This is a genomic window from Paenibacillus sp. BSR1-1 (assembly GCF_030403775.1).
Classification (GTDB): Bacteria; Bacillota; Bacilli; order Bacillales; family Cytobacillaceae; genus Neobacillus.
In genome coordinates this window covers 60,866-86,401 of the sequence record NZ_JAQMWQ010000014.1, presented here as the reverse complement: position 1 = coordinate 86,401, position 25,536 = coordinate 60,866, and the positions used below count along the sequence as shown (strand labels likewise).

The window sequence follows — 25,536 nt, the reverse complement described above, 5'->3', positions numbered from 1 at the left end:
GCAGGCAATATAAACTTTAATACATGAATCTATTCATAAAGCGCAGGCGGTCAAACTTTTGGACCGTTTCACTATCGATACGTTTACCAATTCTCGCCATAAGGCAGTTGGCAGGATGTGAACAGATTTCTGGGTCATCTGTTGCATACCATTCAAGGCCGCCAGTATTCATCATCTTTTCCATTATTTTTCGATATTCCCATACATTTAATTTTGTTCCTTTTAAATCCCAATGCCAATAATACTCGGTTGTTATGGTTAAATAGTCTTCCATTGCATCATCCATCATCGAAACAATCAGAAGGTTTTTACCTACCTGACAGCCTCTAAATTGGGGAATAACCTCAATGGCACCAAGCTCAATTAAATTATCCATTTTTCCTTCTGACCATCTTTCAAGCGGGTCTGGATAAAGGAAGGTGACATAACCAACAATGGTATTTCGGTACCTGGCAATAATGATTCTGCCTTCTGAAAGGTCAGCAATCCCAATTAAAGCCTTGTGCTGCTGCTCGGGAGGGCGAAAAGCAATCAGGTCCTCATGAAAATCAAGCCCTGCTAGTTTATCTGAAGAAATAGGCCCTTCAATAATCAGGGTCCCATGTGGTGTTTTGAGTTGTTTGGCATTATATGTTTTTTTATGTTCCATATAGTCACCTACCTAAAAATCATTCGTATTTCAATTTCAATTCTATTATACATAAAATCTAGTAGGTAAAGTTGACTTAACAAAATTTTCAGATTTATAAACAAATATTATTAGAATTTAAATAAAATTATAGCAGGTAAAATTTAAAAAATTGTGAATAGTAACTTTTTGTACTATAATTATCTTAAAATACACACCAAGGGGGAGATTAAATGAAAGTGGAAGCGTTACCAGTTGTTCAAGGAGATCATAATTTACAAAATTATGAGGAAATGTATAAGAATTTTGACTGGAAAGAAACAGAAAAGCAATTCTCTTGGAGTGAAACAGGTCTTGTGAATTTGGCCTATGAAGCGATTGACCGCCACGCAGCAACCTTCCGAAAAAATAAAGTTGCCCTTTATTATCGTGACGGGTCAAGGAATGAAAAGTATACCTTTAAAGAGATGAAGGATCTTTCCAATAAGGCTGGGAATGTTCTAAAGAATTACGGTGATGTTGAAAAAGGTGACCGTGTATTCATTTTTATGCCTCGTTCACCTGAGCTTTACTTTACAGTTTTAGGTGCTATTAAACTTGGTGCCATTGTCGGCCCATTATTTGAAGCCTTTATGGAAGGTGCTGTTAAGGATCGCCTGCAGGACAGTGAGGCTAAGGTATTGGTTACAACACCTGAGTTATTAGACAGAGTCCCTGTCAGCGAATTGCCTGCGTTGAAGCATATTTTCCTTGTCGGCAATAATGTCGTAGAACAAGGTTCCTATATTAATTTTTTAGAAAAGTTTGAATCCGCAAGCAAAGAACTTAAAATTGAATGGGTAGAAAGAACAGATGGCCTAATCCTGCATTATACATCCGGCTCTACAGGAAAACCTAAAGGGGTACTGCATGTACATAATGCGATGATCCAGCACTACCAAACAGCAAAATGGGTGCTTGATTTAAAAGAGGACGACGTATACTGGTGTACAGCTGACCCTGGCTGGGTTACCGGAACTTCCTACGGCATTTTTGGTCCATGGTTAACTGGAACATCAAATGTCATTATCGGCGGCCGCTTTAGTCCTGAGTCCTGGTATCAAATGATTGAGGATTTCGGTGTTACCGTTTGGTATAGCGCCCCAACTGCCTTCCGCATGCTAATGGGTGCTGGTGATGAATTAGTAAAAAAATTCAACCTAAGCAGTCTTCGTCATGTTTTAAGTGTCGGTGAACCGTTAAATCCGGAAGTTGTTAAATGGGGTGTGAAAGTATTTAATCACCGAATTCATGATAACTGGTGGATGACAGAAACTGGAGCCCAGCTGATTAGCAATTACCCTTGTATGACGATTAAGCCGGGTTCAATGGGGAAACCAATTCCAGGGGTTAAGGCCGCTATTGTGGACGATCAAGGAAATGAACTTCCGCCATATCGCATGGGGAATCTTGCTATTAAAAAAGGCTGGCCTTCCATGATGCATGCAATCTGGAATAATCCTGAGAAATATGAATCCTATTTTATGCCGAGCGGCTGGTATTTCTCCGGTGACTCTGCATATATGGATGAGGATGGATATTTCTGGTTCCAAGGGCGAATTGATGATGTAATTATGACATCTGGTGAACGGGTAGGACCATTTGAAGTAGAAAGCAAGCTTGTCGAGCATCCGGCGGTTGCAGAAGCAGGCGTAATTGGTAAACCAGACCCTGTCCGAGGGGAAATCATTAAAGCATTTATCGCTTTAAGGGATGGCTATACAGCATCAGATGAGCTGAAAGAAGAAATCAGACAATTTGTGAAAAAAGGTCTTGCCGCCCATGCTGCCCCAAGAGAAATTGATTTCCGTGAGAAGCTGCCAAAAACACGGAGCGGAAAAATTATGCGCCGCGTCTTAAAGGCTTGGGAATTGAATTTACCAGCAGGCGACCTCTCCACACTAGAGGACTAAAATATAAAAAAACACAAGAGAATCTTCTCTTGTGTTTTTTAATTGCTTATTTAGTGGATTGGCGATGTTCAATTCGATGTGGTAGAATGACAATATTTTCGGTTGTTTTTTCTTTATTCATCAATTTGGTTAATAGCCGCATGGCAACAGCACCAATATCATATAAAGGCTGGACAATTGTGGTCAGCTGTGGACGGACCATTAAAGAAAGCCTTGTATTATCGGATGTAATAACCTCAAAGTCTTCCGGAATTTTGTAGCCTTTGTCCTCGGCGCCATGTACCACCCCTAGGGCCATTTCATCAGAACCAACAAGGATAGCCGTAGGGCGCATCTCGGCTTCAAGCAATTTTTCAAACGCTTCAATACCAGAATCGTACGTATAGTCACCTTCAACGACAAGGTCTTCATTAAAAGGAATTCCTGCATCTTGAAGAGCACGCTCATAGCCTTTTAATTTTTTTTGTTCATTTTTAGGTTCATGAAGAGGTCCAATCACGAAGGCAACGTTTTTATGGCCTTTTTCAATGAATTCCTTAACAGAATCATATACTGCTTCTTCATAATCAATGTTGACAGAAGGAATCTTGTCTGATTCTTCAATTGAGCCGGCAAGGACAATTGGGACTGGTGATTTTTCAAATTCCTCAACATGATCAGCGGTAATGTTTCCACCCATGAATACGATTCCATCTACTTGTTTCCCTAGCATCGTACCAAGCAAGTGTAATTCTTTTTCTTTATTTTGATCGGAATTACTCAAAATGATGTTGTACTTATACATCGTTGCGATATCTTCAATACCGCGTGCTAATTCAGCAAAAAAGATGTTAGAGATATCTGGGATAATGACTCCGACTGTTGTTGTTTTTTTACTTGCCAATCCCCTTGCAACCGCATTTGGACGGTAGCCAAGTCGTTCAATTACTTCTAATACTTTTTTCCGTGTTACTGGTTTTACATTTGGATTTCCATTCACTACGCGTGAGACCGTTGCCATGGAAACGTTAGCTTCGCGGGCAACATCATAAATGGTAATATTCACGTTTAAACACTCTCCTAAAACGATCCTTATTTCTCTTATTTTACTGCAGCTAGTAAAAACCTATCCGCTTTGTGAGAAAATATACAATTTGATATATGTCTTTAACTATACGATAAGAAGATTAAACCTGCAATCGCATTGGTCATATTTTCTATATATTTTCTTTTTAGACTGTGTTCAACTTGGCCGTTGATTTGCGCTCCAGGCGCTTCGCTTTCCGCGGGCGGTCCGGCGAGCCTCCTCGGCGCTTAAGCGCCTGTGGGGTCTCCCCTGCCCCGTCCTCCCGCAGGAGTCTTCGCGCCTTCCGCTCCAATCAACAAGTGGTATTATCAAAAATGAGTTTTTTACCTAACAAATAAAAAACCTTCTGCAGGCATATGCAGAAGGTTTTTTTTGAATGATTGGCAATATTAAATCCGGACAAAGTTTGATGCAAGCAATTCGTTATAGAATTGGTCAAACTGCTCAAGATTCATTTGCTGCTGTGCGTCTGAAAGAGCAACAGCAGGGTCTGGATGTACTTCAGCCATTACGCCGTCTGCCCCAATAGCAAGTGCAGCCTTAGCAGCAGGAAGAAGCAAGTCCCTTCTTCCTGTGGAATGTGTTACATCGACCATTACCGGCAAATGCGTTTCTTGTTTCAAAATTGGAACTGCTGAAATATCAAGCGTGTTTCTTGTTGCTCTTTCATAAGTTCTAATTCCTCGTTCACAAAGAATAATTTGGCCATTGCCTTGTGACATAATGTATTCAGCCGCATTAATAAACTCTTCTATTGTTGCTGCAATACCTCTTTTTAGTAGCACTGGCTTCTTAACAGCACCAGCCGCTTTTAATAGTTCAAAGTTTTGCATATTTCGGGCGCCGATTTGAATGACATCAATGTAATCAATCGCCATTTCAATATCAGCAGGGTTTACGATTTCACTAATAACAGCCATATCAAATTCATCTGCAACACGTTTTAAAATTTTTAATCCTTCTACACCTAAGCCTTGGAAATCATATGGAGAAGTTCTAGGCTTATACGCACCACCACGAAGGAGCTTTAGACCTTTCTCTTTCATAGCCTTTGCCACAGTAGCTACTTGCTCATAGGATTCAACAGCACAAGGTCCAAAGACAAAATGCGGTTTACCATCGCCGACAGTTTCACCCTTTAAGGTTACAATGGTGTCCTCAGGCTTTTTCTTTCTTGAGACAAGTAATGCTTTTTCATGATCATCTTTTTGTAAATTTAAACCTGCTTTAAAGATTTCTTTGAAGATATGATCAATAGTTGCATCTTCAAACGGACCATCGTTGTGCTCTTTGATAACCTCAAGCATTTTTCTTTCGCGGACTGGATCGTAACGGTATACTCCTTGATTACCTTTTACCTGTCCAATCTCTTGGACGAGGTGAGCTCTTTCATTAATCAGCCTCAACAACTCCAAGTTTACTTCATCTACACGCGCTCTCAATTGATCCAATTGATTTGTACCCATTACGCATCCCCGTCCTTTCTTTTGCAAATCAGTATTATTACTCTTTCGGCAAATGTTTACTGGTTCACAAGCTTAAAAATTTGAAATTTTAAAACATTTTTATTTAGGCTTTATTATAGCGGATTAAGATTTTTTTGTCATCTCTTTTTTCTTTAATGGTTAGACGCTTTTAAGCGTTAAAGTGTTTGTTTCATATATTTAAGCAATTTATGTTTTCCGTGATGAAAATGTGCTTAAATTACATATTATTTTTTATTTATTTTCATTCATAGCATTTGCTAAAGAGCGGTTTGTTATTTTCCAATGGGAAGCATTCCACTTAGCTTCTCCATTTGAAAACAGAATTGCTTGCGGGGATTCATGTTTAATTTGAAATTTTTCGGCAATATCATTTGACAGTGGGCGTGAATCCTGAACAGCTAAGAAATACGTTGGGATTTCCTGATTTTCATCTGCATATTTTTCATATTCCTTATACGCAGCATGACTGATTGGACATGTTAAACTATGCTTTAACAGATAAAATTTACTTTCTTTTTGGAGTAAATCCTCAAATTGTTCGACTGTGTCAATTTTTTCTAACATAAAAAAACCTCCCTAAAATAAATAAACGGTGAAGTAATTTTATCACTTCACCGTACCTATAACAAATAAACAGATTTAAAGCTTGACCTTACTTTCTTCTTCTTGCAATGCCTTTTCTGCTTCAGCTATTCTTTTCCTGATTTCAACACTGTCTAATGTTGTCTCATCAACTGTTTTTTTCGGAAAAGTTGCTTTTGGATTCCCTATTGAAATATAGGCAGGACTTGATTCCTCACCAGCTTCAGCTTTAGTTGACGGTTTGTTCTTCGCCTTGTTTATCAGCCCAGAGGATTGCTGGATTAAACCTTGAGAAAGTGAAGAAGTTTTTGATGCTAAATCATTGCTTTTACTCACTACATTCTCCCGTAAATCGGCAGTTTTTTCCATAATGGAACCTGCTTGACTGCTTAAAGTTATACGCAGTTCTTTCCCGGTTTTTGGAGCCAAAAGCAGTGCCGCTGCAGCTCCGACTGCCCCTCCGATTAACGCTCCTAATAAAAAGCCGGATGATGTTCCTTCATTGCGGATTTGGTTTGTTTCTCGAGATTCATAATCTCTATTTGACATTTATATTACCTCCCTGAATTTATTTAATGGGCTCTGATTCTCGGTTTATCTTCAGAATTTACTTCATTATTTGCTTGCTTTCTAGCCTGCCATTTATCCTTTAATTCGAGGAGAATATTGCTCCATTGAATGATCTGCGCAACCTTTTCCTTGCTATCCTCCACTGTTTGGTCCACTGAGGTTGTGATGCTTTTAAGCGTTCCATTAAATCCGTTAATAGTAGTACCAACATCCTTTACCGCTGTAACCACACTATTTAGTTCTTTGGATTTTTGATGAATATCCTCCGCCAATGCATTCGTTTTTTGTAGAAGCAGATGAGTTTCACCCATAACGCCATCAAGCTGTTTTTCTAAGCCCTTTAACGTGCCGGAAACGCCTGCCAGTGTCTCTTGAAGGGATTTAAGCGTTTTCGATAAGTAGATGACGAGCACAAGAAACGCAATCGCGATCAAGGCTACGCTTAAGTATAAAATAATTTGCATTGTGATACCTCCGCCTTAACTCTATCATTATGTATTACCCATCAGTGATGGATATAAACCTCGCTAATAATCTTATACTACTTCAATATCTTTGTCCTCATTTCCTGCCAATTGTTTTAAAAAATTCATCCGTAAATCATTAGTACGAACTTTATCTATGAACTTTTCCTCTCACTCGGTTACAATAATACTTGTATGTAATTTTTTGTGTAGGAGGCATTATGATGAGGGATCCTCGTATTGAGAAACTAGCTAAAAATTTAATTAATTATTCTGTTCAGCTTCAAAAAGGAGAAAAAGTGCTAATTGAAAACTTTGGGCTGCAGCGGGAGCTTGTCACAGCCCTTGTGAAAGAAGCCTATGAAGCTGGCGGTTATCCTTTCGTTTTAATCAAAGATCATCAAGTTGATCGTTCTTTATTATTAGGTGCCAAGGAAGAACAGTTTAATATGATGGCTGAATTTGAAGCAAATGTTATGAGTAAAATGGATGCATACATAGGGCTGCGTTCAGGCAGCAACATCAATGAACAGGCAGATGTGCCTGATGACAAAATGAAAATTCATGGTAATACCATTGGCAAAAAGGTACACCGCGATATCCGTGTGCCGAAAACAAAATGGGTTGTCCTCCGCTATCCGACTTCAAACATGGCACAACTAGCAAAAATGAGTACCGAAGCATTTGAGGACTTTTATTTTGATGTTTGTAACCTGGATTACGGAAAAATGGATAAAGCTATGGATAGTCTGGTAGACTTGATGAACCGTACTGACAAAGTCCGCATAACCGGTCCTGGAACAGACCTGACTTTCTCTATTAAGGATATTCCAGCCATTAAATGTGCTGGAAGATTAAATATTCCAGATGGGGAAGTGTACACGGCTCCAGTCCGGAATTCAGTTAACGGGGTCATTACTTATAATACGCCTTCACCATACCAAGGCTTTACATTTGAAAATGTGAAGCTAACCTTTAAAGATGGAAAAATAGTTGAAGCAGAAGCAAATGATAGTACAAGGATAAATAAAATCTTTGACACTGATGAAGGGGCTCGCTATATTGGGGAGTTTGCTATTGGGGTCAATCCATTTATCCTCAATCCAATGCAGGATATTTTGTTTGATGAAAAAATAGCCGGCAGCTTCCACTTTACTCCTGGCCAATGCTATGATGATGCCTTCAATGACAATCATTCCAATATTCATTGGGATATGGTCAATATTCAGCGGCCTGAATATGGAGGCGGGGAAATGTATTTTGATGATGTTCTGATCCGCAAGGATGGACTGTTTGTCCTTCCGGAGTTAGAGTTATTAAATCCTGATAAATTGAAGTAAAAAGAAAGGATGCCGCTTGTGACGGCATCCTTTCTTCTTTATTGTACAACTTGTTTTTCATAGGATTCCTGGAATTTTTGAATGTCTCCGGCACCCATAAAAATAATGACGCTGTTGTTAAAGTCTTTTAACACTGACGTGTTTTCTTCAGACAGCAATTCAGCCCCAGGAATTTTTTCCTGTAAATCCTTGATGGACAGCTTGCCATGCTTTTCACGGGCAGATCCAAAAATTTCACACAAAAAGGCTTTGTCAGCCCTTCGCAGGCTTTCCGCAAAATCCTCTAAGAATGCTTGCGTCCGTGTGAACGTATGGGGCTGGAATACAGCTACAATTTCGCGGTCAGGATATTTTTGCTGAGCTGCCTCAATGGTTGCTTTAATTTCAGTCGGGTGGTGGGCATAATCATCAATTAAGATTTGGGAACCCATATTTTTTTCAGAAAATCTTCTTTTTACACCTTGGAAAGTCATTAATCTTTCCTTGACTGTTTCAGCATTGATTTCTTCATAATGGCATAAACCAATGACCGCTAATGCATTTAGTACACTATGGTCACCAAAGGTTGGAATGGAAAAGGTATCATAAAAGGTATTTCGTATAAAGACATCAAAGGTAGTCCCATTCGTCGTCTTCACGAGATTTTTAGCCTGATAGTCATTTTCATCCGCAAATCCGTAGAACAAAACAGGAACTTTTGCCTGGATTTTTTGCAGCTGTTCGTCATCACCAAAAGCAAATATCCCTTTTTTTACTTGGACAGCCATTTCCTGAAAGGCAGAAAATACATCATCAATATTGGCGAAATAATCAGGATGGTCAAAGTCAATATTGGTCATGATGGCATAGTCAGGGAAATAGGATAAGAAATGCCTTCTATATTCACAAGCTTCAAAAACAAAGTATTCTGCCCCTTCCTCCCCTTTACCTGTCCCATCACCAATTAAAAAGGAGGTTGGCTTGGCACCAGCGATAACATGAGACATCAGCCCTGTTGTTGAAGTTTTCCCATGTGCGCCAGTAATGGCGACACTCGTAAAATTTTGCATAAAATCGCCTAAAAAGCGATGGTAACGTACTATAGGAAGTCCGAGCTCCATAGCCCTTTGTATTTCTTCATGGGTATCGGGAAAAGCATTCCCGGCAATAATCGTCATTCCTGGCTTGATATTTTCCTTTTGAAAGGGAAGGATCTTAATCCCTGATTTTTCAAGTGCCACCTGAGTAAAAAAGTGCTTTTCGACATCGGAGCCCTGCACCTGAAATTTCATATCATGAAGAACTTGTGCCAGTGCACTCATTCCAGACCCCTTTATACCTACAAAATGGTAAATAGTCATAGAAGAACCTCCAACCAACGTCTATCTGTAAAACAGTATATGACATCTGTCTGTATTTGCTAACAACTAAAGTGGATGTGCATATGTACATATCACGTCCAAAATACTTTCTAAATAAATTCATTTCATTATTATAGCATTGTTTATTCATAAAAACTATTTGTGAATTGAAGCTTTGATTCCGTTTATATTTGCAATATATATTATTTGTTCACGTTAATAAAGAATACTATAGATTAACCAATATTACTAGAATCTTGTATTGACTCTAAGTCGGCCTCAGTAATCAGTACATCTCGCGCCTTGCTTCCATTGGCACTTGTTATATATCCATTCTGCTCCAGCATATCCATCAATCTTGCCGCGCGGTTATAGCCGATCTTAAAGCGCCGCTGCAGGCTCGAAGTGGATGCACCGCCTTGATCGACAATGAATTCACAGGCTTCAAAAAACAGCTCATCCTCCTCTTCTGTGACCTGTGCTTTTTTAAGAAGCTCCTCCTGCTCGAATAAATAATCAGGCTCCCGCTGCTCCCTGACATGAGCCACAATAATATCAATTTCTTCATCAGATACAAATGTACCCTGCAGGCGGACTGGCTTTGAAGAGCCATTTTCCAAAAATAACATATCACCGCGGCCAAGCAGTTTTTCCGCCCCGCTTATGTCGATAATGGTACGGGAATCGACCTGTGAGGAAACTGAAAAAGCAATTCTTGTTGGAATATTTGCCTTAATTAATCCGGTAATAACATCCACTGAAGGCCTTTGCGTTGCAACGATAAGGTGAATACCGCAAGCCCTTGCCTTTTGGGCAATCCGGCAGATGGCTTCTTCGACATCCGCAGGAGACATCATCATTAAATCAGCCAGCTCATCAATAATAATCACGATAAACGGTAGCTTATCAGAATATCTTTTATGTTGCATCGCAAGTTCATTAAATCGGCTTATGTCTCGAACACCCGTGTGAGCAAACAATTCATAGCGTCTCTCCATTTCTTCTACAGCCCATTTTAAAGCGGCTGTTGCTGCCTTTACATCCGTAATAACAGGGCTCACCAGGTGTGGAATCCGATTGTATGGTGCAAGCTCGACCATTTTCGGGTCAATGAGCAAAAGCTTTAAATCATCAGGACTAGCTTTAAATAACAGACTTACCAAAATTGTGTTAATACAAACACTTTTTCCAGAGCCTGTTGCTCCCGCAATTAGGCCATGGGGCATTTTTTTTAGGTCGGTTACAATCGGGTTGCCGCCAATATCAAGTCCAAGTACTGCCGTTAGTGGTGATGCTGATTCTTGAAAAACACGGTTCCCGATAATTTCGTTTATCATAACGGGTCTTGATTTTTGATTTGGCACTTCAATACCAATCGTATGTTTTCCAGGGATAGGCGCTTCGATTCGAATATCCCTGGCTGCAAGACTAAGCTTTATATCATCGCTTAAATTGGTTATTTTATTTACCTTTACTCCAGGCTCCGGCTGGACTTCAAAACGAGTGACAGAAGGCCCCTGAGTAACATTGACGACACTTGCCCCTACATTAAAGTTTTGTAAGGTTTGATTTAATAGGTCCTGTAGATATAAAATCCAGTCATTATCCTTTTCTTCCAAAATAGGCGGGTTTAATAAGCCGGAATCTGGAAACCTATATCCGTCTTGAGACGCTGGGGGTTGGCAGCTTTCATCCTTCTTTTCAGGTTCAGGAGTACTTGCTTGAACACTTTCAATCTTGCTTGATTCTATTATCGGCCTTTGCTCTCGTTCTTCCCTTCTAGTACTTTTTCTTGCTTCCCATTTTTCTTTATCTTGTTTGAGCATCATTACATTAAAAGGTAATTTTGACCGCATAGGTCTTGATGTTTCCAGCTGCTCAATTGGTTTCTCAACAACAATCTCTTCTGCAACATCATTAGTATTATTTAAATTTTCACTTTGCTCAGGCTCAACTGGTAAAGAAACAACTGCGGCCATCTCTTCTTCCTTAACACCTATTTGCATATTATTATGGTCCTTAACCGAAACAATCTCTTCTGTTTCATAGACTGTTTCCGCAGTTGCTGCAATTGAATCTAGATTGCTTTCAAATTCTTCTTCTAAAAAATGGCTTAATTCATGCTCGATGATTGAATCAATTTTTTTAGGTCTATTAAATCCAAAAACAGGTGAAGGGATTTCTGTTGGATGAAAGGGACCGCGTATTCTTTCCGGCTGTTCTTTCTTTGGTATTAGTACTTTATTGTTTTCTTTTGGCATTTCCTTTTGTACTGTTTGTCTTTCCGTTTTTTCTTTCCTAACCCTTTTTTCGGGAATTACTGCTGCTCTTCTTTTGATTACAGGGGTTTCTTCAATTGTCCGTCTTTTGCTGATTGAACTGTAAGATGTCTTAAACTCACCTTTGGGATATTGGTAAGATATTCTAATCTCTAAATCCTTAATGTTATCATCATTGTTCAGAATTGGATGGCCATTTGTATTTTTATTTTGTATCGTTAAATGGTTAAATTCCTCTTCCTCATCTTTTTTAAACCTTTGAAAAAAGTCTTGGATCCAACTCAAAACTATCACTCTTTCTCTTTCATCTATCATTCTATTTTATCAGTTATTGATATTTTTTCGACAAAATTTCACAGAATCAGCCGAAATATCTTCGAATGAATGAAAAAAGACCACCTAGAATGTGATCTCTTTGAATTCTATTTTATTTATTTTTTCCTAAAATAAAAATAGGCTCTAATTCCCCATTTTCATATAAAAAGGATAACGCTGTAATCGGGACCCGGCCATTAGCAAAAAAGCTCATAGCCATTTGCGCTAATACATCGTATCCCCGGTCATTACGGATATCGCCGATAATTAATACATCTTGATGCGGCACGGCAATCACCATCGTCCCGGTAATTTGTTTCTCAATATCCATTAAGAAACCTTTATTTAATATCCTGCTGGCATCATACCCATCATTCGTGTTAAGAAAATAAAAGGTATTTCCGGCAACCTGATCTTCTTTTAGCGCTGTTGACAGTGATCTTACATTAAATAGGGCAATCTCCTTTATTCGGGAATGGACCCATCCCTCTTTTTCCATCACACGAGCATCAATTAACCGGTAGGTTTTACCCATATCATAGGCATAATAAATTTTTGTTTCAGCTGTATGTTCATCGATTAAAAACGGAACACCGTCCTCTGCTTCCTTCGGAAAAGATGAGGAGCGAATGACAGGGAAAATTCTTTTTTCGTGATCCGTTAATTGGACGGTGTCCTCCATAGCACGCAGGCCTTCTTCGATATAATAAACAACTTCATCGATAGCCTTCTCTTTTTCTGTATTCCATTTAGCCACAATTCCAGGCAAGGAAATGGTAATCCCTTTCTTGACTACCTCACTTTCGATTCGAAGCTGATCTTTCTCGCGGTCATAAGTGATAAGACGATCCTTGGCAGCCAACCTTGCTTCAAGTTCTTTACGCATCTTTTTACTATCCATCTTCAACATGTTTCCCTCCTTAAAAGGGTATTTCCCTTATTGTACATTAAAAAACCCCCATCTCAAAAGGAGAGGGAGCTAGTTGGTATTATGATTTCAACCCCTTGATAAATCCTTCAATTTCTTCTTGTGTTTTGCGATCCTTACTTACAAAACGGCCAAGCTCTTTCCCGTTTTCATAGGCAATAAAGCTTGGAATCCCGAACACATCTACTTGCTGGCATAAATCGATAAATTGATCGCGGTCTATATGGATAAAGGTATATTCCGTAAATTCCGCTTCAATTTCAGGCAGTGCTGGTTCAATAAAACGGCAATCTCCACACCACACTGCCGAAAACATAAAAATCGTTTTCCCATTATCTCTTAGCTGTTCAAATTCCTCGATTGATTCTAAATGTTTCAAATTCAACGCCTCCGTTGGAATTATCTTGATCTTCTTAAATCATATCAGCCATTCTGCCGATTAGTCCATGGATTTGCATTTTTGAAAATGTCCCATGACTTGCCTATTATTTACCACTCTAAACTGAATTAACAATTTGCATCATCGCTTTTCCATTTTCAGCCACGTCACTGGTTTCCGTCTGAGCCATAATTTTTGTACCGCCTATTCCGACTGAAAGAGGAATTAATCTTCTAAATGTGTTTTTTGATAGGTATATTGTCCAATAAGGAGTTTCATGACATGGGTAAACATTTCCACTCGATTAACGAGTCCATTTGTGAAAATTCCAATTGCCCCTTCGTGTTTTCTGACATTTTTCATATTTGCGTAATCATCCATGACTGGTCCGAGCTCGTCTCCGGCGCGAAGTCTTACTGCTATTTCTTCAGGCAATAAAACCCTGGCACCACCGGCAATAATCGGTGCCATATCTTTTGATGCCAGCGCTCCCCAGTTACAAATCATTAAGCCCTGGCTGGTTTCCTGTACGCCTCCTTCAAGACCAATCCCAATATCGCCATTGCCTTGATTTAACGCTTCTACTGCCCGGTTCACCGCACCAAGAATTGTTTCTTCATCTGAAAAAGGCTGAGCATTTACTCCTGAAGGAATATCCATAGCAATAAACTCTGCCTCTTGATTAGGGAAGCAATTTTTTACGGCTGTAATTTTTGCCTGGTTCTTTGATCCAATTATGATTTTCATGTAAGCATCTCCTTTTGCATATGAAAAGGAGGCATGTAGAATGCCCCCCTAAAATTAACTGTTTGCTTTAATCGTATCAACTGTCGTTTGATCACAAGACTTCACTAATTTTATTAACAATTCTTTTGCAGCAGCATAATCATCGACGTGAACGATGGAGGCGTGAGTATGAATATAGCGTGAACAAATGCCAATAACTGCACTAGGAACACCTTGATTGGATTGATGTACCCGGCCGGCATCTGTTCCGCCTTGTGAAACAAAATATTGATAAGGAATATTGTGCGTTTCAGCCATATCCAGAACAAATTCCCTCATTCCACGATGTGTAACCATCGATTTATCCAGGATACGGAGCAATGCCCCTTTTCCTAAATGACCAAACTCTAATTTGTTTCCGGTCATATCATTAGCAGGACTCGCATCAAGCGCGAAAAAAATGTCAGGATTAATCATATTGGCAGCCGTTTGTGCTCCACGCAGGCCTACTTCCTCCTGAACAGTTGCACCTGAATAAAGGGTGTTTGGCAATTTCTCATCCTTTAGTTCTTGTAGCAATTCAATCGCGAGGCCACAGCCATAGCGATTGTCCCAAGCTTTTGCTAATATCTTCTTTTCATTTGCCATCGGCGTAAACGGACAAATCGGCAGGATTACCTGACCTGGCTTAATTCCAATCCTTTCGGCATCTTCACGATTATCTGCTCCGATGTCGATCAGCATATTTTTAATTTCCATAGGCTTGTTTCGTTTCGTTTCGTCCAAAAGATGGGGAGGGATAGAACCCACTACTCCGATAATAGGACCATTCTTAGTCATGATTTGAACACGCTGCGCTAATATAACCTGACTCCACCATCCGCCTAGCGGCTGAAAACGAAGCATTCCATTATCTGTAATGGCAGTAACCATGAACCCTACTTCATCCATATGTCCTGCTACCATAACGGTAGGTCCGGAACCTTTTTTTACACCAAAAATGCTGCCTAATTTATCTTGAACGATTTCATCCGCATACTTTGATAATTGTTCCCTCATGAAGTTTCTAACTAAATGTTCATTCCCAGGGGCTCCAGGGAGCTCTGTTAGCGTTTGAAAAAGCTTTAAGGTTTGTTCGTTCATAGTCAGACTCCTTTAGTTTTTCTTGAAATTATTATGTATCCTTTTATTTTACAGAAAATCCGAACCCCTTACCACTATTTCTAATCCGACTTTATATTATCTTCTACTATCCAAATAAGATATACTGAAGTTGGAATTGTTTGCTCATGATATTTTCTGAATAGATGGGGGTGCTTTTTTTGAATTGGAAATCATTTCTTCTCGGTGCTGCCTTTGGTGCGATTGGCGGGTATGCGGCAAAGGAAATCCTAAGCCAAAAAACAACTGTCTCACCTGAAAAAGTTTTGGCGCACGTCAAAAAACAATTTAAGCAAAATGGACCTATTAGTGGTTCGTGGATCCACATGGCTGCTGAGCCGTACGAAAAGCGGCAAATAAAATATCAGGTTTATAAAGGCGGCATCTCCAAAAACAACAACGGATTAAATGAACAATTTGAGTTTACCGCCGATGCCCAAACAGGTACCATTCTAGATATACAACCTTTAACCAACAATTAACAAACAGCCGCATCCTACATTGATGCGGCTGTTGTTTTATTAAATCCGTTTTATGCCTTCGGCTATTTTTCCATTTAAGTCCCATTTGACAGCACGGTAAAAGGCATCATGGTAAAACGTAAACCATGCCTTTCTCTCGATTGCATAGGATACCCATTTTTCTTTAGCAGCAATGGAGTCCATTGGATAATCATCATAGGCCATTACCCATAAAACATTGTGATGGGCATGTGTCGCCATAAGATCCGCCATATGGATGGCCATTTCTCCTTCATCCTCAATAATAAGGATCGAATGCCCATTGCTATGTCCGCCTGTATGGATCATTCGAATCGCTCCGAAATTCCACGATTCATCGAATGTTTCGACCTGTGTTTCAATGGCTTCCCAGTTTTCTTTCCAATATGTATTCTTGGACCGGATATTCGGGTTTTGCATCTCTTCCCATTCCACATTTGAAGTGATGATTTTCGCATTTGGGAAGGAAGATTTATACCCGCCATCTACAAGCTTCGTTAATCCACTGGCATGGTCAAAATGTAAATGTGTCATTAACACATAATCGATGTCACTGGCATTTAATCCCAGTTCCACTAATGACTTATCAACCTCAGATTCTCTTGTCACCCCATAATTTCTTAGTTGTTTCTCTGTTAACTTTCCATTGCCAATCCCAGATTCAACTAATAAATTTTTACCATTCATTTGAATTAGAATGGGGTCAGTTGGCAATTCGATTTGGTTTTTATCATTAGGTGGATATTTCTTCGACCATAATCCTTTAGGAACCACGCCAAACATGGCACCGCCATCTAAATTTGTAACTCCGCCTGATAACCATGTCAGAGTTACGTTTCCAATATTTAATGTTTGCATTCTTTCAACCCCCTTTATTCTATTTTAACATTGTCCCATATTTAGGAAAGGCTCTTTTCGTAACCTTTGTTGCTTTTGAAACTTAATAAGGTTCATTTACTAAGTTTCTGGGCAATTTTCGCAAATGTTCTAACGAAAAGATGCCCCGAAGCTACTAGTTATACGGGTTGAGAAACTTATACGAAAAACAACAATTTATGCGAAAATAGCCTTAGGAAAAATAAAAAGAACAGTCCATAAAAGGAACTGTTCTTACTATAGGTTTTGATATTTTACTTCACTGCGGTAGATACGATTCCCCATTTCGGAGAATTTCTCTTCGTATTCCGTCATGATATTACCTTCGTAACCACTCTTATGGAAATCTAAGCTAAGATATTTTAACAATAAGCCGTATTCTGAAAAGCTCATAAGCGAATATTCAAACAGGCCTTGATTGTCTGTTTTAAAATGAATTTCCCCGCCATCAACCATAATACCTTCATAAAGCTTTAAGAAATCTTTATAGGTCAATCTTCTTTTTTCATGACGTACTTTTGGCCATGGATCTGAGAAATTTAAATAAACACGGTCCACATCATTTTTCGCAAAATATTTCTCTAAATCAGCCGCATTCACATTAAGAAGTCTAAGGTTTGGCAAGTCCGCTTCAATTAAACGTTCTAAAGCCGCAACGATGACACTGTCATACAATTCAATGCCCATATAATTAATTTCTGGATTCGCTCTAGCCATTTCGGTAATGAATCTGCCTTTTCCAGTTCCAACCTCGATATGAAGAGGTTGCTCATTTCCAAATACCTCATGCCATTTACCTTTATACAATTCTGGATTCGCTACGATATATTGAGGATGCTGCTCTATTTTATCCTTTGCCCAAGGTTTATTTCTAAGTCTCATTTTCGCACTCCTAAAAATTAATTTCGTTCAAACCATAACACGTGATACTTTCACTTGCAAGCCAATCTTATTGGAAAAAAGCAAAATGCATAAACAAAAAAAGAATTCACAACCTAACTGTGAATTCTTTTTATAAAATCCCACTTGAAAGGGTGTTTTGTCATGCCTTTAAGTCATAATGACCAGGTTGCCTTACTAAAGGATATATTAAACAATCATCAAACGGATTGCTGCGGGTCTGTAGCAGAATGTGAACAACTAGAACGATTAGTGAAATCCCTCATGGTTAACACACAGGTCGATCAGAATGTTAAAACCATTTTGCAGGAGGTTTATCAATACAGCCAGTATGGTGCAGGGACGTCTAATTTGGATGAACATATCCAATCTAACCAAGAAAACCTATCACAATGGGTAAACGATATTGGTCAGTTTTCTTAATTAGAGGATTTCTGCTAAAAACTTTATCCACTTATCCCTTTCTTCGATGCGGTGTTTATTTTTATACCATTGGATTGAAGATAAGGTCTGTAAAGCCGTATACCATTTCATTCTAAGCCTTAAATGATCGGTCAGCGTTTTCCCGTACATGCTAAGCCAATCCTGCCAATTTTCTTCTGGAATATACCAATAAAGAAGCAGGCCAAGGTCAATTGCAGGGTCGGCTATCATCGCCCCGTCCCAGTCAATTAAATACAACTGGTTGTCTTCCGCAAGCAGCCAGTTGTTATGATTCACATCTCCGTGACATACCACTTTTTCTTCACTATAAACATTTTTTGCTTCCTTCTTTAGGAAATTCAATGTTTTTTGTACTTCAGGAAATGCAAGGATTTGTTCATCCAAGTCATTGATCACTGTTTGATAAAGGGTCTCGGGGTCCAATGGTGATTTTTCTAACCGGCTAAGCATACCCAGCATCGGCTCTGATTGGTGAATTTTTTTCAACAGCCTGGCAACAAGCTCCTGATTCATCTCAGATGGTTTCAGTTCCCGGCCTTCTAGCCATTGCTGTGCTGTTATGACATCTCCGTTTTCCAACCGTTTCGTCCAAACAAGCTTTGGGACGATACCTTCTGCCGATAGTACCGCTAAGAAGGGAGAAGAATTCCGCTTTAAAAAAAGCCTTTGATCTTCATATCTTGCATAAAATGCTTCTCCTGTCGCACCTCCAGCAGGGATAATTTCCCACTCTTGTCCTAATATATGTTCCAAAATTGTTCACCTTCAATTATGCCGTTCTAATGGGAGCTTTTTTAGAAGGGCTCTTTTCGTTAACGAAAAACAAAAATTATGCGAAAATAGCCTTAGATAAAAACGCATGCGCCTTTTTACCTTTATTTGAAAAATAAAAAAAGGCTATTGAAACCATAGCACACAATAGCCATCTTAATAAATTTTATCTCCAATTGCCTTTTTTCGTCAAGTAATCTTGGGAAACTATTTTTTCACTAAAACATTTAGCGAGATTGGTTCAATTAATATTTCCCCAACCGTAGAGGCTTTAGATGTAGAAATCCCTGCAAATTCATGATTGGCTAAAATAGACCAGTCCCCTTCAGGAAGGGTAATCCGGTGCTCTCGGGTTGACGAGTTAATGATGAAGATTACTTTTGCCTTTTCATAATAAATTCCTAAAACAGGGGAGTTATACGGTAAAATCCGAATATTCGAGCGAATTTCAGCTTGGGTTCTCATTCGAAAGCAGGGGTATGTTTTTCGGATTTGAATAAGGCCTTTCATATACTCCACATTTTCTTTATATGTGCTTTTCCGCTCCCAATCGAGTTGGTTAATGGAATCTGGCGAACGATAACTGTTTCCATCCCCTTGTTTCGTTCTAAAAAACTCCTGTCCGCTATGCAGAAAAGGAATCCCTTGTGACAATAAGACCATCCCTGTCGCAAGTCGGTGATACTTCATTCGGGAAGAATCATCTGTATTTTTGTGACAGGCTAGAAGCTTATCCCACATCGTATGATTATCATGACATTCAACATAATTTATTGATTGGAATGGTTCATTAAACAATCCATGTCCTTTTTTATTGAAACCGATGCTTCCTGTCAATAACTCAATTGCAGCCTCTAGGTAATGCTCATTTCCTAAAGCATAGCCTTTATCAAATAAATTAAAAGTACTGCCTTTAATACTGTCGCGAAACCTATCATTAAACTGGGCTATTCCCGGCATTTTTGCCTGATTCGCTATAATCGCCTTTCGCTCTTGTGGAAGTGGCGTGTTTAGGTTCCAGCCCTCACCCAGAATAATCGTGTCACTTGCTATGCTGTCACAGAGAGCTCTGACTAAATTCATTGTCTCTACATCCAAAATACCCATTAAGTCAAATCGAAAGCCATCAATATGGTATTCTTCCATCCAATATTGAATCGAGTCTAATATAAACTTTCTAACCATCTTCCGCTCAGATGCAATATCATTGCCAACACCAGTCCCGTTTGAAGGAAGTCCTATCTCATTATGACGGAAATAATAACCAGGAACCACTTTTTCAAAAGAGGAATTTTCGCGGATATAAATATGATTATAAACAACATCCATAATGACCCTGAGACCAGAACGATGAATTTGATCAATTAAATACTTTAATTCCATAATTCTAGAATAGGGATTAGAGGGATCAGTAGAATAACTGCCTTCTGGAGCATTAAAATGGAGCGGGTTATATCCCCAGTTATAATCCTTGTTTGGTTCCAGCTCATTAACACCTGCAAAATCATGTAAAGGAAGAAATTCAATGTGAGTAATCCCCAACTCTTTTAAATAGGACAATCCCGTGGGACCGCTATCGCTTCCTTTTGTGTTTAACTCACCAGCGCCAAGATAAAGACCTTTATGTTTTACTCCGCTGCTCGGATGAATGGTAAAATCTCTGATATGAGCTTCATAAATAATCACATCAACTGGGTTTGCGATATAAGGCAGATTGACTTTGGGCCGCCTTGTTTTTGCAAGGTTTACAATCACACCATGTTCACCATTTACCGTCAAGGCCTTCACATAAGGATCAATGACCTCACGCCATTCCAGGTTAACGTGAACAAGAAAACTATAATGATAGTATTCTAAATCTCCATTTACTGTAACGGACCAGATCCCACGATCTTCCCGCTTCATTTTTAGAATTTCTGAAAATTGACTGTCAGGAGGACGTAATTTTAATTTGACTCCAGTTGCTGTCGGAGCCCAAATTTTCAGCTGACTTTGCTTTTCACCATAGGTCACGCCTAGATCGTTACCGTCATAATAAAATTTATCATCAAATGAATTCGTTCGGATGACTGCACCTATCTGAAGATCTGTTTTTCCTCCATGCTCATCCAATATCCAATACTGTCTTCCAAACAAAATTTCCTCTGAAAGCTGGCAAATATACTTCATCTTGTTTTCTATCTGCCGCTTTTCCATAATCGTCAAGGGGATCTGTTGTATGTCATCGGAAACCATGAATGAAGAGGATAAACCATGATGATATGAAAGTGGAAGAAGAATCGTAATGATCTTCATTTCATCTAAGTAGGCAAGAAAATTTCGTTCAGTGGCAATCATTCGAGTCCCTCTCTTTCAAATCAACTATTTCTTTACGAACCCTTCTTGTTAACACTGACAGGGCTTTCTGTTGCAGGTTAATGGTCAAGGGTGTTGATCCAAGATGCTCTCCATCCCCATGAACATAGAATGTATCATGTGAAAGAATGGAAATAACCCTCCCTTTAAAGGTTTTCACTTCTTTAAAATAGATATGTTTCCCCCAAAAAACACTTATAAAAACTAATAACAGCTTAATTCTAGATAACTCATGAACTACAGTTATATCGAAGAATCCATCATCTGGTTCGGCTTCAGGAGCAATTTTCATACCGCCGCCATAATAAGGTTGATTGGAAACGGTAACAAACCATGTTTTTTCAAATATATGCTTTTTCCCGTCAATTGATAAATCAATTGTAGATGTTTTAAAAGTAAAAACCTTTTTTAGGAGAAAATACACATAAACCAAGCGTCCCATTGAAAGCTTGTTAAATAAGGCCTTTATTGGGGATTGATTCACTTCATAGGAAATAAGGGCATCAAATCCTGCACCCATGTTGTTTATAAAATAATGCTCTGAACGATCACCGAGCACTATTTTTCCGGTATCAATTGAGTTCCCTTCCTTCTTCATCAAACGCATTATTACCTTAAGGGCTTCTATTGGGTCTGAAGGTATTTGAAACCCTCGTGAAAAATCGTTTCCTGACCCCCCGGGGATAAATCCTAAAGTAATTTTATGGTTACTTACAATGCCATTCATAACTTCATGCATAGTTCCGTCTCCGCCGACAGCTATAACTATTTTTAGGTCATTGTTGCTGGCAGCAATTTGGCTGGCGAGAATTTTGGCGTGACCTGGATATTCTGTAAAAAATGCCAGGTAGGACATTTGTTCTGCCTTTAATAAGGCTTCAATATGTCTCCAAATTTTAAAGCAGTGGCCGTACCCTGCTTTTGGATTGATAATAAAATATAGTTGTTTCATTTCGCCAACCCTTACTGAATGTTATTTTAAAGGATATATCGTTTTGGCTTCATATTTAGGTGTTTTTTGAAGATGTGTTTGGTAAAGCACTACTTGTTGAGCTTGAAAGGTTAGTAGTTCTGGCTGGTGGCCTTGCCACACTTCAAGCTGCTCTCTTTGAAAAGCTTGTTCCCCATTCCATTTTCTAGCTAATGTAATATGGGGGCGAAATGGCCGTGTTTCTAGTTGGAAGCCAGCTTTTTCACAAGCAGAAAAAACTTTATCTCTAAGTTCATTCAGCTCACGGCTCTCGATCGTATCCGCCCAAAATATCCTGGGTGAATCCTGATTACCAAATATACCCAGTTTGTTTATTTTCAAACTAAATGCATTTTCATCCTTTATAGCTTCTCTCACCTTTTTTTCTGCTTCTGCCAGCTTTTCAGAAGCAGCCCCTCCTAGAAAGGCCAAGGTAATATGCAAATCCTGATGGTGAACCCAGCGGTTAAAAGGGAGGCTTTCTTTTAATTTTTCAAGCCGCTCCTTTAGGAGTAATTTCGTTTCATCAGGTATTTTAACTGCAAAGAAAAAATGGTTCCGATGTTCCATGATAGTTCATCCATTCTTTTATTAAATTTTAGTCTATTTTGACATAATTGTATCTACTTAACGAAGAACATTATTCGATATTTTTTACATTGCCAAGAAAATTATTTATCATTAGGATAGCAGGTACAGAAAGGAAGGGCCCAAATGAAAGTCGTAAATAATATTGCCGAACTAATCGGAGACACACCACTTGTCAAATTAAATCGCCTTGCTCCTAAAGACGGAGCTTCTGTATATTTAAAGCTAGAGTTTTTTAACCCTAGTAAAAGTGTAAAAGATCGTGCCGCTTTTAATATGATATACGAGGCTGAAAAAGCAGGAAAATTAACCAAAGGCTCCACCATCATAGAACCGACCAGTGGTAATACAGGTATCGGTTTAGCAATGAATGCAGCGGCTCGCGGCTATCGCTCGGTTATCGTGATGCCTGACACGATGACACAGGAACGAATTAATATTTTAAAAGCTTACGGTGCAGAGGTTGTTCTTACTCCAGGGGAGGAAAAAATGCCGGGTGCGATAAAAAAAGCACAAGAATTAGCAAAAGTTATTCCAAATAGTTTTATTCCCATGCAGTTTGAGAATGAGGCAAACCCGGATGCCCACCGTTTCACTACTGCTGTTGAGATTATCGAAGCGATGGAGGAAATTGGCAAGCCGTTGTCGGCTTTTGTAGCCACTGCCGGAACGGGTGGTACCATTACAGGTACAGGAGAAGCTTTAAGAAAACATTATGATAACTTATTAATCCATGTCGTGGAACCAAAAGGGTCGCCTGTGTTATCTGGCGGGAAACCCGGCAAACATAAGCTCGTTGGAACCAGCCCTGGATTTATTCCCGATATTCTTAACCAAGATGTATATGACGAAATTCAAAAGATCTCGGATGAAGATGCCTATGAAGTCTCCCGTAGATTAGCTAGTGAAGAAGGTATACTTGTTGGACCCTCTTCAGGTGCTGCCTGCTTTGCTGCTTTACAAGTCGCAAAGAAATTATCACCGGATAAGGTAGTAGTATGCATTGCTTGTGATACAGGGGAAAGATACTTATCTGGCGATTTATTCCAGTTCGAATAGAAATAAAGACGTGCTAAAAATAGCACGTCTTTTTCGAATTCTATAGATTTCCACATTGTTTTTCTATTTCTTTAACAAATAGCTCTTGTAGATTTTTTGTAACTGGACCTGGTAAGCCGGCGCTTACTTTTTTACCATCGATTTCAATTATCGGCATGACCTCTGATGTTGTACTGGACATGAACACTTCATCAGCCTGGGCCAATTCAACGAGGGTAAAGGTTCGTTCCTCAACAGGAATATTATTTTTTAAACAAAGGTCCAAAATAACATCCTTTGTGATTCCTTTTAAAATTAGGTTATTTGATTGGTGCGTAATAACAACGCCATTTTTTACAATATAGATGTTCGACGAGCTTCCTTCGGTAACATCCTGACCACGATGCTGGATTGCTTCAAATGCCCCTGCTTCAGCTGCTTTTTGTTTTGCTAATAGGTTGCCTAATAAATTAAGACTCTTAATATCACAGCGCAGCCAGCGGATATCTTCTGTGAGAATCGTTGTTACACCCGTTTTTAAACTTTCTGCGGGCCTTCCAACCTCTTTTGTATAAGCCACCAGCGATGGGACTGTCTCTTCCGTTGGGAAAGCATGATTACGCGCTGCGACTCCCCTTGTGATTTGCATATAAATCGTACCAAGCTGAAGATTATTTTTATCAATAAGTTCTTCAAGCAATTGAGTTACTTGTTCTGTAGTAATTGGCAGTGAAATACCGATACTATTAGAGCTTTTCACAAATCTCTCCATATGTTCTTCTGGAGTAAACATTTTACCGTTATAGACCCGGATGACCTCATATACCCCATCACCAAATTGATAGCCCCGGTCTTCTACATCCACTTTTGCTTCAGATCGATCGATTAATGTACCGTTTAAAATTGCGAACTTCATTTCCGATTTCCCCTTTTATTTACTTATTCCTTTTCTTTTTAACAATATCATTATGGCAATTATCTTATCAATTTAAAAAAAACTATCCAAATATTAAATTGTTTTTTACTAAAAATTCAAAAAATTATCATAAACCACACATTATTCCCCATACGATATAGTATCAGCCATGAAAGAGAGGGAAAAAAGCCGAACAATTTTTGTAAATTTAGAAAGATAATTTTGTTAATTTTACTATAGTGGTAGAAATTTTCAGAAATTATGGGTACAATATGGTTAGATGTATGACATCTAAGTACCAACTTCGAGCATCCATGAAAAGGAGTTGTCTGCGCGGAAAAGAAAACTACATATTGTCAAAGAGGCTGTCGGTAGAGGGATTAAGCCATAGGTTTGAAATTAGGATAGGGAGTGGTTCTTTGAAACCTTCAACTAACCGGATGTTAAACCGCATCAAATGTATCTACATGTTTATCCGCAATAACGGCACTGTAACAACGCAGGAACTTGTAGAGGAATTTGGTATCACTCCTCGCACCATACAACGAGATTTAAATGTCTTAGCCTATAATGACTTGGTCATAAGCCCAAGCCGCGGAAAATGGACTACTACAGAAAAGAAAGTGAAGATGTCATCTTAAAACAAAAAAACATGAAAATAAGCATAAAAAAAGTACACGAGATAATCGTGTGCTTTTTTATTACTGAAAATTACCGATTTTCATGCATTTGATCAAATTTGATAATGTTATTGAACTCCTGCTCACTTAAAATTCCTAGCTTTTTAAATAAAAATGAATAAAGATAAATCCTCCGCTGCAATCGAGTGTTAATATACATCTCATTCGCCTCCTATTTGTTTTATAATATTCGCCGAATCTAATAAAGTTTCCTTAAGGCAAAAAATATTCTTTAAGTGAAAAATAAATCGGTATGAAAGTATTTCATAGTATGCTATATT

Annotated in this window: 26 protein-coding genes; 6 read left to right on the top strand and 20 right to left on the bottom strand. The window is 38.9% G+C overall.

Going from position 1 to position 25,536, the window contains the following annotated elements:
- Window positions 1-16: 16 nt before the first annotated feature.
- On the bottom strand, window positions 17-649 hold the full coding sequence (locus PH210_RS18670; RefSeq protein ID WP_289987682.1) for a GNAT family N-acetyltransferase: 633 nt from the start codon (window positions 647-649) through the stop codon (window positions 17-19).
- Window positions 650-861: 212 nt separating this feature from the next.
- Here PH210_RS18670 and acsA point away from each other — a divergent pair, with 212 nt between their 5' ends.
- Window positions 862-2,580, top strand: coding sequence for an acetate--CoA ligase (acsA, locus tag PH210_RS18665; RefSeq protein ID WP_289987680.1), 1,719 nt, complete (start codon window positions 862-864; stop codon window positions 2,578-2,580).
- 46 nt (window positions 2,581-2,626) lie between these two features.
- Here acsA and ccpA read toward each other — a convergent pair whose 3' ends face one another.
- From ccpA to PH210_RS18640, 5 genes are all read right to left on the bottom strand, one after another.
- Window positions 2,627-3,625 carry a catabolite control protein A gene (ccpA, locus tag PH210_RS18660; protein WP_289987678.1) on the bottom strand — a complete coding sequence of 333 codons (999 nt, stop codon included), beginning with the start codon at window positions 3,623-3,625 and terminating at the stop codon, window positions 2,627-2,629.
- A gap of 410 nt (window positions 3,626-4,035) precedes the next feature.
- Window positions 4,036-5,112 carry a bifunctional 3-deoxy-7-phosphoheptulonate synthase/chorismate mutase gene (locus PH210_RS18655; protein WP_289987675.1) on the bottom strand — a complete coding sequence of 359 codons (1,077 nt, stop codon included), beginning with the start codon at window positions 5,110-5,112 and terminating at the stop codon, window positions 4,036-4,038.
- Between the two features lie 252 nt (window positions 5,113-5,364).
- Entirely contained in the window at window positions 5,365-5,697 is a 333-nt protein-coding gene (ytxJ, locus tag PH210_RS18650) for a bacillithiol system redox-active protein YtxJ (protein WP_289987673.1), read from the bottom strand.
- A 75-nt stretch (window positions 5,698-5,772) separates the two neighbouring features.
- Window positions 5,773-6,264 (bottom strand): YtxH domain-containing protein, encoded by a 492-nt coding sequence (locus PH210_RS18645; RefSeq protein WP_289987671.1) that lies wholly within the window; start codon window positions 6,262-6,264, stop codon window positions 5,773-5,775.
- Window positions 6,265-6,287: 23 nt separating this feature from the next.
- The gene (locus PH210_RS18640; RefSeq protein ID WP_289987669.1) at window positions 6,288-6,749 is read right to left on the bottom strand and encodes a DUF948 domain-containing protein; all 462 of its coding nucleotides are present in this window, start codon (window positions 6,747-6,749) and stop codon (window positions 6,288-6,290) included.
- A 224-nt stretch (window positions 6,750-6,973) separates the two neighbouring features.
- Between PH210_RS18640 and PH210_RS18635 the strand changes: the two genes are divergently transcribed.
- A complete protein-coding gene (locus tag PH210_RS18635) occupies window positions 6,974-8,089 on the top strand; it encodes an aminopeptidase (protein WP_289987667.1) in 1,116 nt (371 codons plus the stop codon).
- 38 nt (window positions 8,090-8,127) lie between these two features.
- On the opposite strand, the gene murC is transcribed toward PH210_RS18635, so the two are convergent.
- The 6 genes from murC to PH210_RS18605 form a co-directional block, all read right to left on the bottom strand.
- Window positions 8,128-9,429 (bottom strand): UDP-N-acetylmuramate--L-alanine ligase, encoded by a 1,302-nt coding sequence (gene murC / locus PH210_RS18630; protein WP_289987665.1) that lies wholly within the window; start codon window positions 9,427-9,429, stop codon window positions 8,128-8,130.
- A 236-nt stretch (window positions 9,430-9,665) separates the two neighbouring features.
- Window positions 9,666-11,690, bottom strand: a complete 2,025-nt coding sequence (locus tag PH210_RS18625; protein ID WP_483312125.1) for a DNA translocase FtsK — start codon at window positions 11,688-11,690, stop codon at window positions 9,666-9,668.
- A 445-nt stretch (window positions 11,691-12,135) separates the two neighbouring features.
- A complete protein-coding gene (locus tag PH210_RS18620; RefSeq protein ID WP_289987739.1) occupies window positions 12,136-12,924 on the bottom strand; it encodes a DUF1444 domain-containing protein in 789 nt (262 codons plus the stop codon).
- 88 nt (window positions 12,925-13,012) lie between these two features.
- A complete protein-coding gene (locus PH210_RS18615; RefSeq protein ID WP_289987660.1) occupies window positions 13,013-13,330 on the bottom strand; it encodes a thioredoxin family protein in 318 nt (105 codons plus the stop codon).
- A gap of 225 nt (window positions 13,331-13,555) precedes the next feature.
- Window positions 13,556-14,077, bottom strand: a complete 522-nt coding sequence (locus PH210_RS18610; protein ID WP_289987659.1) for a DUF84 family protein — start codon at window positions 14,075-14,077, stop codon at window positions 13,556-13,558.
- 54 nt (window positions 14,078-14,131) lie between these two features.
- Window positions 14,132-15,199: a M42 family metallopeptidase gene (locus PH210_RS18605; protein ID WP_289987657.1), complete on the bottom strand. Its 1,068-nt coding sequence runs from the start codon at window positions 15,197-15,199 to the stop codon at window positions 14,132-14,134.
- 179 nt (window positions 15,200-15,378) lie between these two features.
- On the opposite strand from PH210_RS18605, the gene PH210_RS18600 reads away from it, so the two are divergent.
- A complete protein-coding gene (locus tag PH210_RS18600) occupies window positions 15,379-15,699 on the top strand; it encodes a PepSY domain-containing protein (RefSeq protein ID WP_289987656.1) in 321 nt (106 codons plus the stop codon).
- A gap of 39 nt (window positions 15,700-15,738) precedes the next feature.
- Here PH210_RS18600 and PH210_RS18595 read toward each other — a convergent pair whose 3' ends face one another.
- Window positions 15,739-16,575 carry a YtnP family quorum-quenching lactonase gene (locus PH210_RS18595; protein ID WP_289987655.1) on the bottom strand — a complete coding sequence of 279 codons (837 nt, stop codon included), beginning with the start codon at window positions 16,573-16,575 and terminating at the stop codon, window positions 15,739-15,741.
- A 255-nt stretch (window positions 16,576-16,830) separates the two neighbouring features.
- Window positions 16,831-17,475 carry a tRNA (guanosine(46)-N7)-methyltransferase TrmB gene (gene trmB, locus PH210_RS18590; RefSeq protein WP_289987654.1) on the bottom strand — a complete coding sequence of 215 codons (645 nt, stop codon included), beginning with the start codon at window positions 17,473-17,475 and terminating at the stop codon, window positions 16,831-16,833.
- A 162-nt stretch (window positions 17,476-17,637) separates the two neighbouring features.
- Here trmB and PH210_RS18585 point away from each other — a divergent pair, with 162 nt between their 5' ends.
- The gene (locus tag PH210_RS18585) at window positions 17,638-17,916 is read left to right on the top strand and encodes a YtzH-like family protein (protein WP_289987652.1); all 279 of its coding nucleotides are present in this window, start codon (window positions 17,638-17,640) and stop codon (window positions 17,914-17,916) included.
- Here PH210_RS18585 and PH210_RS18580 read toward each other — a convergent pair whose 3' ends face one another.
- The 4 genes from PH210_RS18580 to thpR all read right to left on the bottom strand — a co-directional run bounded on the left by PH210_RS18580 (window position 17,917) and on the right by thpR (window position 22,603).
- Complete coding sequence (locus PH210_RS18580) at window positions 17,917-18,690, bottom strand: phosphotransferase family protein (protein WP_289987649.1); 774 nt, start codon at window positions 18,688-18,690, stop codon at window positions 17,917-17,919.
- A gap of 225 nt (window positions 18,691-18,915) precedes the next feature.
- On the bottom strand, window positions 18,916-21,045 hold the full coding sequence (gene pulA, locus PH210_RS18575; protein WP_289987647.1) for a type I pullulanase: 2,130 nt from the start codon (window positions 21,043-21,045) through the stop codon (window positions 18,916-18,918).
- Complete coding sequence (locus tag PH210_RS18570) at window positions 21,032-22,015, bottom strand: diacylglycerol/lipid kinase family protein (protein WP_289987646.1); 984 nt, start codon at window positions 22,013-22,015, stop codon at window positions 21,032-21,034. The genes pulA and PH210_RS18570 overlap by 14 nt, the downstream gene beginning before the upstream one ends.
- A 21-nt stretch (window positions 22,016-22,036) precedes the next feature.
- Window positions 22,037-22,603, bottom strand: a complete 567-nt coding sequence (thpR, locus tag PH210_RS18565) for an RNA 2',3'-cyclic phosphodiesterase (RefSeq protein ID WP_289987644.1) — start codon at window positions 22,601-22,603, stop codon at window positions 22,037-22,039.
- A 144-nt stretch (window positions 22,604-22,747) separates the two neighbouring features.
- Between thpR and cysK the strand changes: the two genes are divergently transcribed.
- Complete coding sequence (gene cysK, locus PH210_RS18560) at window positions 22,748-23,680, top strand: cysteine synthase A (protein ID WP_289987642.1); 933 nt, start codon at window positions 22,748-22,750, stop codon at window positions 23,678-23,680.
- A 40-nt stretch (window positions 23,681-23,720) separates the two neighbouring features.
- Here cysK and dat read toward each other — a convergent pair whose 3' ends face one another.
- Window positions 23,721-24,575, bottom strand: a complete 855-nt coding sequence (gene dat / locus PH210_RS18555; protein WP_289987640.1) for a D-amino-acid transaminase — start codon at window positions 24,573-24,575, stop codon at window positions 23,721-23,723.
- 419 nt (window positions 24,576-24,994) lie between these two features.
- On the opposite strand from dat, the gene PH210_RS18550 reads away from it, so the two are divergent.
- The gene (locus PH210_RS18550; protein WP_173058944.1) at window positions 24,995-25,216 is read left to right on the top strand and encodes a DeoR family transcriptional regulator; all 222 of its coding nucleotides are present in this window, start codon (window positions 24,995-24,997) and stop codon (window positions 25,214-25,216) included.
- A 70-nt stretch (window positions 25,217-25,286) separates the two neighbouring features.
- On the opposite strand, the gene PH210_RS18545 is transcribed toward PH210_RS18550, so the two are convergent.
- Window positions 25,287-25,415: a hypothetical protein gene (locus PH210_RS18545; protein WP_289987635.1), complete on the bottom strand. Its 129-nt coding sequence runs from the start codon at window positions 25,413-25,415 to the stop codon at window positions 25,287-25,289.
- Window positions 25,416-25,536 lie beyond the last annotated feature (121 nt).

Coding starts and splice junctions, on each gene's coding strand:
- PH210_RS18670 (WP_289987682.1), bottom strand. CDS start 649: ATGGAACATAAAAAAACATATAATGCCAAACAACTCAAAACACCACAT.
- acsA (WP_289987680.1), top strand. CDS start 862: ATGAAAGTGGAAGCGTTACCAGTTGTTCAAGGAGATCATAATTTACAA.
- PH210_RS18655 (WP_289987675.1), bottom strand. CDS start 5,112: ATGGGTACAAATCAATTGGATCAATTGAGAGCGCGTGTAGATGAAGTA.
- ytxJ (WP_289987673.1), bottom strand. CDS start 5,697: ATGTTAGAAAAAATTGACACAGTCGAACAATTTGAGGATTTACTCCAA.
- PH210_RS18645 (WP_289987671.1), bottom strand. CDS start 6,264: ATGTCAAATAGAGATTATGAATCTCGAGAAACAAACCAAATCCGCAAT.
- PH210_RS18640 (WP_289987669.1), bottom strand. CDS start 6,749: ATGCAAATTATTTTATACTTAAGCGTAGCCTTGATCGCGATTGCGTTT.
- PH210_RS18635 (WP_289987667.1), top strand. CDS start 6,974: ATGAGGGATCCTCGTATTGAGAAACTAGCTAAAAATTTAATTAATTAT.
- murC (WP_289987665.1), bottom strand. CDS start 9,429: ATGACTATTTACCATTTTGTAGGTATAAAGGGGTCTGGAATGAGTGCA.
- PH210_RS18625 (WP_483312125.1), bottom strand. CDS start 11,690: ATGCCAAAAGAAAACAATAAAGTACTAATACCAAAGAAAGAACAGCCG.
- PH210_RS18620 (WP_289987739.1), bottom strand. CDS start 12,924: ATGGATAGTAAAAAGATGCGTAAAGAACTTGAAGCAAGGTTGGCTGCC.
- PH210_RS18610 (WP_289987659.1), bottom strand. CDS start 14,077: ATGAAAATCATAATTGGATCAAAGAACCAGGCAAAAATTACAGCCGTA.
- PH210_RS18605 (WP_289987657.1), bottom strand. CDS start 15,199: ATGAACGAACAAACCTTAAAGCTTTTTCAAACGCTAACAGAGCTCCCT.
- PH210_RS18595 (WP_289987655.1), bottom strand. CDS start 16,575: ATGCAAACATTAAATATTGGAAACGTAACTCTGACATGGTTATCAGGC.
- trmB (WP_289987654.1), bottom strand. CDS start 17,475: ATGAGACTTAGAAATAAACCTTGGGCAAAGGATAAAATAGAGCAGCAT.
- PH210_RS18585 (WP_289987652.1), top strand. CDS start 17,638: ATGCCTTTAAGTCATAATGACCAGGTTGCCTTACTAAAGGATATATTA.
- pulA (WP_289987647.1), bottom strand. CDS start 21,045: ATGATTGCCACTGAACGAAATTTTCTTGCCTACTTAGATGAAATGAAG.
- PH210_RS18570 (WP_289987646.1), bottom strand. CDS start 22,015: ATGAAACAACTATATTTTATTATCAATCCAAAAGCAGGGTACGGCCAC.
- thpR (WP_289987644.1), bottom strand. CDS start 22,603: ATGGAACATCGGAACCATTTTTTCTTTGCAGTTAAAATACCTGATGAA.
- cysK (WP_289987642.1), top strand. CDS start 22,748: ATGAAAGTCGTAAATAATATTGCCGAACTAATCGGAGACACACCACTT.
- dat (WP_289987640.1), bottom strand. CDS start 24,575: ATGAAGTTCGCAATTTTAAACGGTACATTAATCGATCGATCTGAAGCA.
- PH210_RS18545 (WP_289987635.1), bottom strand. CDS start 25,415: ATGTATATTAACACTCGATTGCAGCGGAGGATTTATCTTTATTCATTT.